Below are 14,071 nucleotides of genomic sequence, written 5' to 3'. Positions count from 1 at the left end.
GGAACCACACTGCTGTGTAGCTTAATAACAAGCCGCTGTTACTTTGTTTGAACCGACATATAATTCAAAATTCAAAACCGAACGAAGCATTGTTCGTATTCGTACAGTATCTGATCGGCATTTTTATTTAAGTATTTTATAATCAAATATTTATGTAACTGGCATGTTTTTGCGTAATTATAATTAATCACTCGTTTTATAATCCCTATATATGATCAAAAATTATCTGAAAGTAGCTTTTCGTAACATGATAAAAAACAAGGTCCATACCGTGATTAACATGGCCGGCCTTTCAGTTGGCCTGGCTTGTAGCCTGCTTATTTTATTGTGGGTGCATAGCGAATCGATGGTAGATGCTTTCCATAAAAACAGCTCAAATCTTTACCAGGTTTACGAAAGGCAATATTATGATCATAAAGTTGTGGGACAGTACTATACGCCGGGCGTTTTAGCCGCCGAAATAAAGAGGACGATCCCTGAAGTGCAATACGCAACCAATGCCGTTTTTTATGAAAAACATAGTTTTAAAGCCGGTGACAAAATAATAAAACTTGCAGGTGGCTCGGCAGATGCAGATTTCTTTAAAATGTTTAGTTTTCCTTTAGTAGAAGGAAATGTCCAAAGTGCATTAGCCGCCATCGCTGATATCGCCATATCAAAAAAAATGGCCGAAAATTTCTTTGGGAGCGCGCGGCTCGCAATAGGTAAAATAGTTCGCATTGATAACCGGAAGGATTTTATAATTACATCGGTGTTTGACAACGTCGGGGCAAATTCTTCAATAAAATTCGATTACCTGATCAACTGGTTTTCTTTTCTTGAAGATAACCCATGGGCGAAAGAATGGAATAACAATACGCCCTTTACTTACGTCCAACTGCGTGCTGGTGCAAATCCGGCTTTAGTTGACAAAAAAATCACTAATTTTTTATTGAATCTGGATAAGGATGAAAAGAAAGGAACTTTTACCGAAGAGCTTGGTTTGCAACGATTTGATGAGGCTTATCTTCATGGAAATATCGCTAACGGGAGAATTGAAGGCGGAAGAATTGAATACGTGCACCTGTTCAGCATCGTAGCCATATTTATTCTGTTAATGGCATGTATCAATTTCATGAATCTAACTACGGCTCGTTCAGTAAAAAGAGCAAAAGAAATAGGCGTAAGAAAAGCTATCGGTGCGCTGCGTGGCGTATTGATTAGACAATTCATTATTGAATCCTTATTAATAACCGTTATTGCAGTAATCTTCTCTTTGTTTTTGCTGGTTGTTTTGTTACCGGTATTTAATCAAATTACCCAAAAAAGTATTGAGTTTCCTTTCTATCAATTATCATTTTGGCTGCAGTTATTGCTTATTACATTAGTAACCGGTGTAATTTCAGGAAGCTACCCCGCCTTATTTTTATCATCCTTTAATCCCGTTAAAGTTTTGAAGGGGACGATGAAGCTTAATTTGGGCACCACGTTGTTTCGGAAAAGCCTGGTTGTGTTTCAATTCGTCTTATCGGCGGTATTGATTATCGGTACGGTTATCGTATCCCGGCAAGTGAGCTATATTCAATCTATGAACTTAGGTTACGATCGCGAAAATCTTATTTACGTGCCTATGGATGGGAGCCTTGCTCCAAAATACCAGGTATTTAAAAATACGGCGCTCAAAATGCCCGGTATTGTTTCAATAACGCGGGCTTCAAATACGCCAACTAACATAGCACAAACTACAATTGGCGTTCAATGGGACGGAAAAAAACCGGATAATAATATATCATTTACAAATGCCGCCATAGGCTATGACTATGTCAAAACGATGAAATTAAAAATGCTGGCCGGTCATGATTTTTCAAAAGATTTTGCAAGTGATTCTGCGGGTTATATCCTAAATGAAACCGCAGTTAAAAGGATCGGTTATACCGATCCGATCGGGAAGTCTTTCACCATATGGGGTAATAAAGGTAAAATCATTGGTGTGGTAAAAGACTTTCATTTCAATTCGATGCACGAGCAGATAAAACCGCTTGTATTACAATATGGAGAGAGGTTGAACGGCGGTAATATTTTGATAAGAACCATTCCGGGGAAAACAAAAGACGCGTTGGCAAGTCTGGAAAAAGTAAATAAAAAATTGAACGCTGGTTTCCAGTTTACTTATACTTTTTCAGACGAAGAATATAACAAGCTATATAACAATGAACAGATAATTGATAAACTTTCAAAAGGGTTTGCTTTCCTGGCGGTATTTATCTCTTGCTTAGGGCTATTGGGCCTGTCCATGTTTACTGCCGAGCAGCGGGTTAAAGAAATAGGTATCCGCAAGGTGTTAGGCGCAAGTGTGGGATCGCTGTTTAGTTTATTGTCGTCGGAGTTTTTAATATTAGTTGTAATAGCTTTGTTTATCGCTCTTCCTATTGCCTGGTATGCTACGCATCAATGGCTGCAAAGCTTTGCCTTTCATGCAACTTTACAGTGGTGGATATTTGGGTTGTCGGGTGGCTTGATAGTTTTGATCGCTTGGGCAACAATAAGTTTTCAGGCGGTAAAATCTGCGTTAGTCAATCCTGTCAAAAGTTTACGTTCCGAATAAAATGATTAATTAATCCGGTTGATGTCAGCAGCGTATAATTAACCTGAAACTTTTTTTTGTTAATTATTTGGTTAAATTTGGTTTAACAGTTAACCGGCCGTTTATTACCGGTTAAGTAACAAACAATATGAAACCTAAAGAACCACAACAACCCGGCTCCAGAAGAGATTTTATTAAGAAATCTGCAATAGGGGCGGCTGCATTTACCATCGTACCACGTTTTGTATTGGGCAGGGGCTATCTGGCCCCCAGCGATAAACTAACCAAAGCTGTGATAGGTGTTGGCGGTATGGGCCGCGGGCACCTGGTTTACGAGAATACGCCTGTAGTAGCCATTTGCGACGTCGACCAAAAACATCTGGCGCAAGCCGCCGGCATGCTGGATAAGGGTGTGAAAACCTTCGGCGACTATCGCGAGCTGCTACAGTTGCCCGAAGTAGATATAGTGCACATTGCAACCCCGCCGCATTGGCATGGTATTATTGCTGTGGATGCTGCCCGGGCAGGTAAGGATATCTGGTGCGAAAAACCAATGACCCATACCATTGGTGAAGGTAAGCGGGTAATAGAGGCCGTGCAACAGCATGGGCGCATGTTTCGTTTAAATACGTGGTTTAGATTTAAGGATGTATTTTATGGCATGGGTGTCATGTCAAAACCTATAAAAAAACTATGCGACAGCGGCCTGTTGGGATGGCCTTTAAAGATTAACGTTGGCAAGCACACCGGCTTCGACTGGAAATTTTACTGGGTAGGCAAGGAGAACCTTGAGCCGCAACCCGTACCACCCGAATTGGATTACGATACCTGGCTGGGCCCGGCGCCTTATAAGCCTTACAACGTACATCGGGTTCATCAAACTTTTCGCGGGTATTGGGATTATGATGGCGGTGGATTGAGCGATATGGGCCAGCATTATATGGACCCTGTTCAATATTTTTTAAATAAAGATGATACCAGTCCCGTTTCGGTTGAGGTTGACGCGCCCCAGCAACATCCGGACGCTGTTGGTACCTGGCGAAGAATAACCTATACGTATGCCGATGGCTGCCAGATTATACTGGACGGCGAGGGTAAAGATGAAAATGTCCCTTACATTGAAGGGCCCAAGGGTAAATTGTATCCTGGCTTTAAATCCGATATCCCTGACCTGGAACGTAAGCTGGCTGCTTTCCCCGACCCTGCGCCGCAGATCACTACCTTTACCGAGTCGGTTAAAACAAGGCAAAAGTTCGCTCTGAACGAAGAGAACGGGTTCCGTTCATGCACCCTTGTTAACATGGGACTAATAGCGCTGCGACTGGGGCGATCATTAAAATTTGATCCGGTAAAACAGGAGTTTATTGACGACGATGCGGCCAACAGGCTTATCAATCCAACCATGCGCGCACCTTTCAGTATTTAATCAGTTCAGATCAACGTTAAAATGAAAAAAATTTACCTTACACTGGTAGCTGCGTTCATGTTGCAAAATATTGGCAACGCGCAGGACAACGCTAAAATTACCGGTCTGCTGGCACAGATGCCCGCCAAAGATGCCGCTACGCTGCAAAAAAATATGGGTATGGTGGCCGCGCTTGGCGAGGATGGCTACGTAACTTTAATAAGCGGCCTTGCTGCTCCCGGCAACGAACATAACGCGCCAATAGAATATACTGTAGGCGGATTTTCTGCTTATGTAACCAGGCCCGGAAATGAAAACTTGCGCAAAATGACCGTAAGTGCTTATAGTAAAGCTTTACAAACCCTCGCCGATAAAAAAAATAAATCGTTTATCATCAGCCAGTTTGATATTGTTGGTAAGGATGATGCCATACCCTGTTTGCAGGGATATCTGACCGACGATAACCTGGCCGATCCTGCGGCAAGGGCCCTGGTTAAAATAAACACCCCGGCTTCAAAAACTGCTTTGCTGAACGCGTTATCGAAAGCGAACGGCACCGCCCGGCTTTTTGTTATTGAGGCTTTGGGCGACAGCCGTTATTTAGCCGCCGCCGTGCCATTAAATAAATTGGCAGCAGGTAGCGATCCGGTTACGGCTAAAGTTGCATTTTATGCATTAGCGCAGATTGCTGCCCCGTCGTCAGAACCGGTGCTGGCGGCGGCCGCCGATAAAAGCGGTTATAAGTTTGAAAAAACAAATGCCACCGGCGCTTATCTGGTATATGCCGAAAACCTGCTGAAAAAAGGCAACACTGTTTTGGTGCAGAAAATAGCCAACCATATTTTAACAAAAGCAAAAGCTGCCGATTTGGTGAGCATCCGTACAAATGCCCTACAGTTGCTGGTTAAAACAAGTGCCAACCGCCAGCAACTATTGCTAGCCGCCGCCGGCAATGCCGATCCGCAATATCGCGCTGCAGCGTTACGTTATGCGCTGCCTTACCTAACGCCCGCAACAACGCCGCTTTGGACAAAAAAAATGGCCGCTGTTGATGACAGTACCAAAATAGATATCCTTTATATGCTGGGACAAAGCCAGGCAAAGAGTGCTTTGCCTGCCATACTTACCCTCGCAAAAAACAAAGATCAAAGAGTGAAAGCGGCCGCGATCAATGCGGCTGTTAATATCGGGCAGGAACAGGTGTTGGGCAGCCTTGTCAAATTGATGAATACTGCTAACCCGGATGATATGGACCTGATTACCGGTGCGATATCGCGGATGAAAGGGGCAGGGGTTGCCGCGCAGCTTGCCGCAGCAGTACCTGCAGCACCGCAAAGTACCCAGGTAGCGCTGATCGATATCCTCGATTCGCGCGCTGCTTCCGGTCAGTACAATATGGTATTTTCGCAGTTAAAAAGTAAAAATCCGCGTACGCGGCATGCTGCTTATGCTGCGCTGAGTCACGTATCAACGCGCGACAATCTGCCCCAGCTATTTACCTTGCTTTATGAAACTAACGATTCAGAAGAATCTGCAGTGCAGGACGCCATTGTTGCCGTTTTAGGCGGATCAGGCGACAACGGGCAAAAAGCAGATCTGGTGTTACAGCAAATGGCTTCCGCTCCCGAAAACAAGAAGCTGTTATTTTATAAAATGCTGGGTAGCCTGGGCGACGCCAAATCACTAAAGGTGATTGTAGATGGTTATGGCAGCAATAATGCCCAGGTTCAGAAGGCCGCGTTTGATGCGTTGGTAGCCTGGCCCAACGATGCTGCTGCCCGGGACCTGTTAAAGATTGCCCGCGAAACCAAAGATGCCGAAGTGCAGGATGCCGCCCTGGGCAGTTACCTGGGATCTGTAAAACAGAATACCTATACGCCCGAGCAACGATTGTTATTGTTGCGCGCCGCAATGGATGTGGCAAAAACTACCAGCGTGAAGCAGGGTATACTTAAGGATATGCAGCAGGCCAAATGCTACAATGCCATCCTTTTTGCCGGTAAGTTTTTAGATGATGCCGAATTACAGCAAACCGCAGCCAATACGATAGCAAACATCACGCTGGCCGGCAACTACGACGGCGATTTGGTAAAACAAATATTAACTAAGACACTGGCGATAATTAGTGGCCGTGACGCTGCGACAAAAAAGGAAAACATCCGGAAATATATAGCCGGTATGAAAGATGGAACCGGCTTTGTACAGATTTTTAATGGTAAGGACTTAACCGGCTGGAAAGGTTTGGTGGCTGACCCTATTAAACGCAGTAAAATGGACGCCAGGACATTGGCCGAGGCACAGATAAAAGCCGATGCGCTGGCAAAAGAAAGCTGGAAAGTTATAAACGGCGAATTGGTATTTCAAAGTCACGGCGATAACCTGGCTACCGTAAAACAATACGGCGATTTTGAAATGCTGGTAGACTGGAAGATCATAGACGACAAGAAAGGCCAGGGCGATGCCGGTATTTATTTAAGGGGCTCGCCGCAGGTACAGATCTGGGACCTGGCGCGCACTAATGTAGGCGCACAGGTAGGCTCGGGCGGATTGTACAACAACCAGGTCAATCCAAGTAAACCGTTGGTAGTTGCCGATAATAAACTGGATGAATGGAATACCTTCCGCATCATAATGAAGGGCGACAGGGTAACCGTTTGGCTAAATGGCCAGTTGGTTACTGACAATGTAATGCTTGAAAATTATTGGAACAGAAACATACCGATCTTTGCCAAAGAGCAGATCGAATTACAGGCACACGGCTCGCCGGTAGCTTACCGGGATATTTATATCAAAGAATTGCCGGCTGTAAAACCTTTTGAATTGAGTACGCAGGAAAAGAACGAAGGCTTTAAAGTATTGTTTGATGGTACCAACATGTTCAATTGGATTGGTAATACTGTTGATTATTCTACAGAGGACGGAAATATCGTTATCCGTCCAAAACCGGGCAAAGGTTCTGGCGGCAACTTGTATACTAAACAAGAATATAGCGACTTTGATTTCCGCTTTGAGTTTCAACTGACCCCGGGCGCTAATAATGGTTTGGGAATAAGGGCACCTTTAGAAGGAGATGCCGCTTACACGGGCATGGAATTACAAATTCTGGATAATGATGCGCCTATGTATAAAGACCTGCATGTTTATCAATATCATGGGTCTGTGTATGGCACCATCCCCGCAAAAAGAGGCTTCCTTAAACCGGTGGGCGAATGGAACTACGAAGAAGTTGTTGTAAAGGGACCGCTGGTTAAGGTGATTCTTAATGGCACGGTGATATTGGATGGCGACCTTACGCCATTCCGTAAGAACGGCACTCCCGACGGAAAAGATCATCCGGGCCTGCAACGGGATAGCGGCCATATTGGCTTCCTGGGCCATGGCTCGGTGGTACAGTTTCGTAATATCCGCGTTAAGGATCTGAGTGGCAAATAACAGGTTGATGATAGTTAGTTGGAAATATAGAATAATAATATGTCTGCAAAAAATTTAAGAGTATTGGTGGTGGGTTGTGGTAACATGGGCGCTTCGCACGCAACTGCGTATCATAATTTAACCGGGTTTGAAATATGCGGATTGGTATCTACCGGAAAAAGTAAAGAGGTGCTCAATCAAAAGCTGGGTGGTGGTTATCCCTTGTTTAACGACTTTTATGAAGCCCTTGAGGCGACCAGGCCGGACGCTGTCTGTATTTCCACGTATCCCGATACACACGAGGCTTATGCCGTCAAATCGTTTGAGCAGGGTTGTCATGTATTTATTGAAAAACCGCTGGCTGATACGGTAGCTGGTGCAATAAGGGTAGCAGAAGCCGCTAAGAAGGCGAATAAGAAGCTTTTAGTAGGCTATATCCTCAGGTATCATCCCTCGTGGGAAAAGTTTACCGTACTGGCAAGAGAAATGGGGAAACCGCTGGTGATGCGTATGAACCTGAACCAACAGAGCCACGGCCCTAAATGGACGGTTCACCGCAATTTAATGAAAAGCCTGAGCCCGATTGTAGATTGCGCCGTACATTATATTGATATCATGTGCCAGATGACCCGGTCAAAGCCGGTAAAAGTTAGCGCCATTGGTGCCCGGCTTACTGACGATATCCCTGAATGGAACTATAACTACGGCCAGTTGCAGATCCGTTTTGAAGATGGTTCTGTAGGCTGGTACGAAGCCGGCTGGGGGCCGATGGTGAGCGATAACGCATTTTTTATCAAGGATGTATTTGGTCCTAAAGGTGCGGTATCTATCGTTGCTAAAACCGCCGCGGCGGCCGGCAACTCAGACAATATCGACGCGCATACCAAAACCGAATCGATCAAAATTCACTACGCTGACCTGGACGCAAACGATGAATTTATAAAAGAAAATAAATGGATAGATTTAGAGGATGAACCAGACCATCAGGAGCTTTGCAATCGGGAACAGCGTTACTTTTTAAAGGCGATTTTAGAAGATATAGAACTTTCAGAACCTACTGACGATGCCATAAATAGCCTGAAAATTGCCTTCGCATGCGATGAATCAGTGAAGACGGGAAAAATGATTGATGTGTAACTATAGTGTTATAAACCTGTCAACGGTTATAATTTGATTCTATTAGATAAATGATGTTTTCTTAAACTGCTTTTAAAAGAGCGGGAACTATAATTTATTAATGTAAAATGAAAAGCATTTTTAAATCATCAGCATCACCTCATGCCAGGATTACCGGGTTTATCTATTTGTTTTACTTTATAACCGCGGTGCTGGGCGCTCTTCTGGTAAAAAACAAGTTAGTTATATTTGGTTATATCGTAAATGGTGTTTCCATCGCCTGTTATATAATTGTGACCGTGCTTTTTTACTATCTGTTTAAGCCCGTAAATAAATATCTTTCGTTATTTGCGGCGCTTTTAAGTCTGCTGGGGTGTGCCCTGACAGCTTTTAGTATCTTTCATCTGGCAATAGCCCCAATGATCAACCCGCTGTTATTTTTTGGCCCCTATTGTATCCTGCTTGGCTATCTTATTTTCAGGTCGAACTTCCTTCCGCATTTTTTGGGGGTCTTGCTGATATTTGCAGGGATAGGCTGGCTGATTATCCTGACACCACTTGCAAACTATCTATCGCTTTATATTAAGCTGCTTGGAATTTTGGCAGAAGCATCACTTATGTTATGGCTTATAATAAAAGGCGTAGATAATAAACGATGGAACGCGTAAGATTAATGCCCGGCGGTTAAGTTGTTGCGAATAAAAGTGGCCAGCAAAATATACGTCCTAATGATTCACAACTATTACTCCAATTTGTTGTTTTGTCTATAGGTTTATCGTATTAATCACTATCTATGTTAAAGATCACCTGCGCCTGCCTCTTTCTTTGTTGTTTATCCATCCACGCAGTTGGTGCCCGGCCGCCGGTTAAACGGGATAGCCTGTTAACCATCCTCCACATTAGCAACCCGCAGGCCCGGGAAAGGCAATTGATACTTTTCCTCCGTTATTACTTCGAGGATGTGCCGAAAAATCGCCTGGATGCCACCAAAGCCGAAACCAATCTGTTAATGCAACGATACGACGTGACCGATCGCATTGGTATCGGCTATTTTATTGAAACCCTTTCCCTGATGCAACTGCGGCGTTACCGGGAGGCGGAAAGGGCATTAATACAGGCAATAGCACTGGCAGATAAAAACGACGACAGCTATTTGCTGTATGCCTGTTTTACACATTTGGGTTTTATTCAAACGTACTACGGCAATATGATCGAAGCTACATCCAGTTTTCGGATGGCTAAAAAACAAGCCGGTTTGTTAGAGGATGCCTATATGCAGGTTATCATTGATATCAATATTTCTGATATTTATTACAGGATAAACCTTTACAGCCAGGCTTTATTTTACATCGACCAGGCCCGGTCGCTGATGATCAGCCATCATATCACCGAACCCAAGATCAAGAATGCCATCAATAACAATAAAGCGGAGATTTACTTCCACATGGGTAATATTGATTCTTTGAAAAAGTATAATCAGGTGTTGACTGCCACCAGGGTTGGGACCTACCGATTATATAGTTATCAAAAACGCACTAACTATTATGTCGATCTCCTGCAACACAATTATTCCGGCGCGATCTCGCGTCTTCAGCAGTTGCGTAAAGATAGTGCCTATCGGTTTGACAATACTGATGAACAAAACCTGGCTGATGCTTATTTTATGGCGGGCATGCCTGATTCGGCCAGGGTAGCGATCAATCGCCTGCTGGCCGGTGAAGCGCAAAATAACCACCCCGAGATCAAATCACACCTTTATGATATGCTTGGCCTTATAGCCGAAAAAGACCGCAACCCACAGCAGGCGGTTTTCGGTTTTAAAATGGCGCTGCAACAGGCAAAGGAGCAAATCGGCAGGCTGACCAGTGTTGACACGATCTCTGCGCAAATCAAAATGGACGAAATGCAGAGTGCTTATATTCAAAAGACCGAAAACTATAAGCGGGAACGCCTCTGGCTGATATTTGCCGTCATTATTACGGTGTTAAGCCTGATCATTGTTGCGTTGTTTTACCGCAATATTAAGCGAAAAAAATACTATGAGCAGCTTTTTTTTACAGCTAAGAAAGAAGAATTGGCCTTCATCAATTCTCACGAAGTGAGGCGGCATCTGTCTAATATTTTGGGTATTATCGATACAATTAAACAAAGTGATGATAAGCACCAGGCCTACATCGAGGCAGAGGATCATTTATTATGCGCTGCAGCCAACATGGACACTGCGATCAAAAATATCTCTGATAAACTGGAGGCTTGAAAACGCTATGGATACATTTGCGCATTCGAAAACGATTACTGTGTAATATATTTTGCAGCTATAAGCAGCAGCAGGGTACGATCAGCCTTGGCTTCATCGTAATTCTCTTTTAGCAATTGTTTAACCTGTTTGTTTTTAAGTTTAACAGCGGCCATTTGCAGTACCTGGAAAGAAGCCATTTCCACGCTTTCTATATTTTGCAGATAAAAGATGATTGACATATCGCGTAGTTCCGCTTCACCGCTTTGCTCCCGGATGGCTTCAAAGGCGTCATCCACCAGGCCCGTCAAACCGTTGATACTGCCTTTCGAGATCTGCGCGTCCAGCAGTTCATAGATCAGTTCCATTCTTGCCATTTGCTTTTCGACGTCCTCCACCGTCTCCCGGATGGCCAGCTGCAGGTCATTAAAGTACACTTCGTCTTTTAACTGCGGCAGCCAGTTTACCAGGTGCGCCTTCGCGAAATAGATCCTGTTGAGATGATTGATGAAAAACGTTTTTAGTTTTTCGGAGCCTAAGTTTGTTTTTTGGGAGGAATGTGATTTACCTGATGCCATCGGCTAATGCTTTACTGGGCTAAGATAGGAATTCTTTTACCGGTGAAAGCAGATCAAAAATATCAAAGGGTTTGGCACGTATGAATCAGCAACGCAAATTCCGGCTGAAACAACACTGTGTATTTTTATTAACACAAAATATTTTCTTTTATATTAAAATTTTATACTATGTTTTAAGGCCGTCGTATTCGCCAATTTGACAAAATTCTCCATTACAGCATTCGGGCAGGGTTATTGAATAGGACGTAGTGTTGAGCATAAGTTCAACAGTACAAAAATTTTTCTAATGAATTTTAATTTTACAAAATCACTCCTGGCCGTTGCCTTAGTGAGTTTATCGGTAGCGGCATCTGCCCAAACCGGCAGCAATGATTCCACTAACCGTTTTCAAAAAAGACAATTCCGCACCTGGTCGATAGGCCTGAATGGTGGCATCTTGAGCCATTATACGCCGTTTAACGGTGAAAATAACGGCGACTTTAAAAGCCCTCAGGTAAGCTGGGGATACGGCGGTTATATTAAGAAACAAATTTTACCAGGTTTTGGTATCCAGGCAGATTTCCTTGCCGGTACAATTAAAGGTTCTCATGCCAATTCTTTGCCGTCACCTTCTGCAGCACAGGATAACAGCAGCTTTAGTACGCGCATTGACTGGTCAGCTTCATTAAGCTCTGTTTTTACAGTGGCCAATGTAAGCCTTAATCAAAAACGCAGTTTCCTTGCACCATATTTAACAGCCGGTGCGGGTTATATGTCTTCAAGCGCCCATGTGTTTAACACACCGGCCGGAAACAATACTAATTATCACAACAACTGGTTTATCCCAATTGGTGCTGGTTTTAAACTTGGACTTTCACGTGTAGTTAATATTGATTTGGGTTATACCGTATCTTTCATGAAATCTCGTGATTTTGATGGTGTAGTTGGTGCGATCAATGACCGCTTCGCTTATGCACATGCTGGTATTGAGATTGCATTGGGTAAAAAGAAAAGCTCTCAGTTACAAAATTTCAGCGCTGTTGCTGCAATTCGTGAAGAAAGTGCTGCTGAAAGCAATGAATTACGTAACCGTTTAGCAATTGCTGAACAAAACAGATTGCGTGACCAGGCTGCTTATGCTGCCGCTGCTGATCAGTTAGCCCGCGATATGGGTGATGAAGACGGCGATGGTGTTGCTAATAAATATGATAAATGCCCGGGCACTGCAGCTAACACTACAGTAGATGGCGCAGGTTGTCCTTTAAGAACTCCTGCTCAGGTTATTCATGAAAAAGTGATCATAACAGAAGCTGACCGCAAGGTAGTGGGTGAAGCGATCAGAAATCTTGAGTTTGATTTAGGGAAAGCTACTATTAAGGCCAGATCTTATCCAACACTTGATCGTGTTGCCGATCTATTGGTTCAAAAGAACTTTAGCTTAAAATTAGCTGGTCATACCGATAACACCGGTTCAATGGCGCTTAACTTAGCTTTATCAAAAGATCGTGCTGAAGCTGTAAAAGCTTACCTGGTATCAAAGGGCGCCAATGCGTCAACCATTGAAGCTACAGGTTACGGACCGAACCAACCGATAGCAACCAATAAAACTGCTGCCGGTCGTCAACAAAACCGCAGAGTTGAATTCTCTTTATTTTAAGATAAATAGTAACTAACAATAGTAATAGTTGAAAGAGGCTGTCCCGAAAGGGATGGCCTCTTTCTGTTTAGCGCAAAAAGTCCACTGTAGCTGATGGTTTAAGGCCGCAAGCTGTAGTAACTATAGCGATTAACCAGACGGAAACGTGCAGTCGCTGTTCGTTTCTGATACAATCTGTTTAAAGATTAGCGTTTCAATAATCTGTAAATCAGTTTGTTATTTAATTGGCATTATATTCTCTCCGTTTCAAAAAAACTGGAACCAATGATCAGGAACTATATCAAAACAGCGTGGCGGAGCCTGCTTCGTCATAAAACCTATGCGGCGATCAACGGCACCGGATTAACTGTGGGCATAGCCGCCTGCCCGGCTGATACTGTGAACGGTTACGTAATCAACGAGGCTATGGTAAAATCGCTGGGGCTGTCAAGCCCGCAGCAGGCCATTGGTAAATCCATTAACTTATGGGGCGATAAGCATTTGGACGCGCCCATCGTCGGCGTTGTCCGCGATTTTAATGTTGGTTCTTTCAGGGATGCCGTCCCGCCGGTACTAATGGCTTCCCAAAAGAGCGCTTATGGCGTACTTAATATTAAAATTGGACAAGCTAATATGCAGCAAACGCTGGCCACAATCGAAAACAAATGGAACGCGGCTTTCCCCCAGTCTTTATATGAATATTATTTTATAGACGAACAGATCGCGCGGTTTTACAAAGCAGATACCCAGTTATCACGTTTATATCAGGTCTTTGCCGGAATCGCCATTTTTATTTCATGTCTGGGCCTTTTCGGGCTGGTTTCATTCATGGCCGTCCAGCGAACCCGTGAGGTGGGTATACGCAAAACCCTGGGTGCTTCCGTAAGTCATATCGTTTACCTGTTCTCTAAAGAGTTTACCTTGCTGGTTCTTATAGCTTTTGCTATCTCGGCACCGATAGGCTGGTACCTCATGAACAAATGGCTCGAATCTTATACCTTCCGGATCAAGCTTGGGCCGGGCATCTTCCTGTTGGCTATTACGCTATCGGTTGCTGTTGCCTGGTTGACGGTGGGCTATAAAGCTGTCAAGGCGGCTCTGGTTAACCCGGTTAAAAGTTTAAAAAGTGAATAATAACGCGGTTTAG

9 protein-coding genes are annotated in these 14,071 nt (G+C 43.9%); 8 read left to right on the top strand and 1 reads right to left on the bottom strand.

Annotation, left to right across the window (positions count from 1 at the left end; all coding sequences use genetic code 11):
- The first annotated feature begins 211 nt into the window (after positions 1-211).
- The 6 genes from LJ658_RS17280 (at position 212) to LJ658_RS17255 (ending at position 10,752) form a co-directional block, all read left to right on the top strand.
- Positions 212-2,584 carry an ABC transporter permease gene (locus LJ658_RS17280; protein ID WP_230547790.1) on the top strand — a complete coding sequence of 791 codons (2,373 nt, stop codon included), beginning with the start codon at positions 212-214 and terminating at the stop codon, positions 2,582-2,584.
- 127 nt (positions 2,585-2,711) lie between these two features.
- Complete coding sequence (locus tag LJ658_RS17275; RefSeq protein WP_230547789.1) at positions 2,712-3,989, top strand: Gfo/Idh/MocA family oxidoreductase; 1,278 nt, start codon at positions 2,712-2,714, stop codon at positions 3,987-3,989.
- 21 nt (positions 3,990-4,010) lie between these two features.
- On the top strand, positions 4,011-7,400 hold the full coding sequence (locus LJ658_RS17270) for a DUF1080 domain-containing protein (RefSeq protein ID WP_230547788.1): 3,390 nt from the start codon (positions 4,011-4,013) through the stop codon (positions 7,398-7,400).
- Positions 7,401-7,439: 39 nt separating this feature from the next.
- Positions 7,440-8,516 (top strand): Gfo/Idh/MocA family protein, encoded by a 1,077-nt coding sequence (locus LJ658_RS17265; protein WP_230547787.1) that lies wholly within the window; start codon positions 7,440-7,442, stop codon positions 8,514-8,516.
- Positions 8,517-8,623: 107 nt separating this feature from the next.
- A complete protein-coding gene (locus LJ658_RS17260) occupies positions 8,624-9,163 on the top strand; it encodes a DUF4386 domain-containing protein (RefSeq protein WP_230547786.1) in 540 nt (179 codons plus the stop codon).
- A gap of 125 nt (positions 9,164-9,288) precedes the next feature.
- Positions 9,289-10,752: a hypothetical protein gene (locus LJ658_RS17255; RefSeq protein WP_230547785.1), complete on the top strand. Its 1,464-nt coding sequence runs from the start codon at positions 9,289-9,291 to the stop codon at positions 10,750-10,752.
- A gap of 35 nt (positions 10,753-10,787) precedes the next feature.
- Here LJ658_RS17255 and LJ658_RS17250 read toward each other — a convergent pair whose 3' ends face one another.
- Positions 10,788-11,309 (bottom strand): DUF892 family protein, encoded by a 522-nt coding sequence (locus LJ658_RS17250; RefSeq protein WP_230547784.1) that lies wholly within the window; start codon positions 11,307-11,309, stop codon positions 10,788-10,790.
- A gap of 286 nt (positions 11,310-11,595) precedes the next feature.
- On the opposite strand from LJ658_RS17250, the gene LJ658_RS17245 reads away from it, so the two are divergent.
- Together LJ658_RS17245 and LJ658_RS17240 are read left to right on the top strand one after the other, a co-directional pair.
- Complete coding sequence (locus LJ658_RS17245; RefSeq protein WP_230547783.1) at positions 11,596-12,945, top strand: OmpA family protein; 1,350 nt, start codon at positions 11,596-11,598, stop codon at positions 12,943-12,945.
- 264 nt (positions 12,946-13,209) lie between these two features.
- On the top strand, positions 13,210-14,058 hold the full coding sequence (locus LJ658_RS17240; protein WP_230547782.1) for an ABC transporter permease: 849 nt from the start codon (positions 13,210-13,212) through the stop codon (positions 14,056-14,058).
- Positions 14,059-14,071 lie beyond the last annotated feature (13 nt).

The sequence above is a fragment of the Mucilaginibacter sp. UR6-11 genome (assembly GCF_020880695.1).
Classification (GTDB): domain Bacteria; phylum Bacteroidota; class Bacteroidia; order Sphingobacteriales; family Sphingobacteriaceae; genus Mucilaginibacter.
Note: the sequence above shows the minus strand (reverse complement) of the source record. Positions and strands in the feature narration are given on the sequence as shown.

What these genes read in the sequence shown, in the direction of transcription:
- LJ658_RS17265 (WP_230547787.1), top strand. Translation starts at nt 7,440, where the DNA reads ATGTCTGCAAAAAATTTAAGAGTATTGGTGGTGGGTTGTGGTAACATG.
- LJ658_RS17240 (WP_230547782.1), top strand. Translation starts at nt 13,210, where the DNA reads ATGATCAGGAACTATATCAAAACAGCGTGGCGGAGCCTGCTTCGTCAT.
- LJ658_RS17255 (WP_230547785.1), top strand. Translation starts at nt 9,289, where the DNA reads ATGTTAAAGATCACCTGCGCCTGCCTCTTTCTTTGTTGTTTATCCATC.
- LJ658_RS17245 (WP_230547783.1), top strand. Translation starts at nt 11,596, where the DNA reads ATGAATTTTAATTTTACAAAATCACTCCTGGCCGTTGCCTTAGTGAGT.
- LJ658_RS17250 (WP_230547784.1), bottom strand. Translation starts at nt 11,309, where the DNA reads ATGGCATCAGGTAAATCACATTCCTCCCAAAAAACAAACTTAGGCTCC.
- LJ658_RS17270 (WP_230547788.1), top strand. Translation starts at nt 4,011, where the DNA reads ATGAAAAAAATTTACCTTACACTGGTAGCTGCGTTCATGTTGCAAAAT.
- LJ658_RS17275 (WP_230547789.1), top strand. Translation starts at nt 2,712, where the DNA reads ATGAAACCTAAAGAACCACAACAACCCGGCTCCAGAAGAGATTTTATT.
- LJ658_RS17260 (WP_230547786.1), top strand. Translation starts at nt 8,624, where the DNA reads ATGAAAAGCATTTTTAAATCATCAGCATCACCTCATGCCAGGATTACC.
- LJ658_RS17280 (WP_230547790.1), top strand. Translation starts at nt 212, where the DNA reads ATGATCAAAAATTATCTGAAAGTAGCTTTTCGTAACATGATAAAAAAC.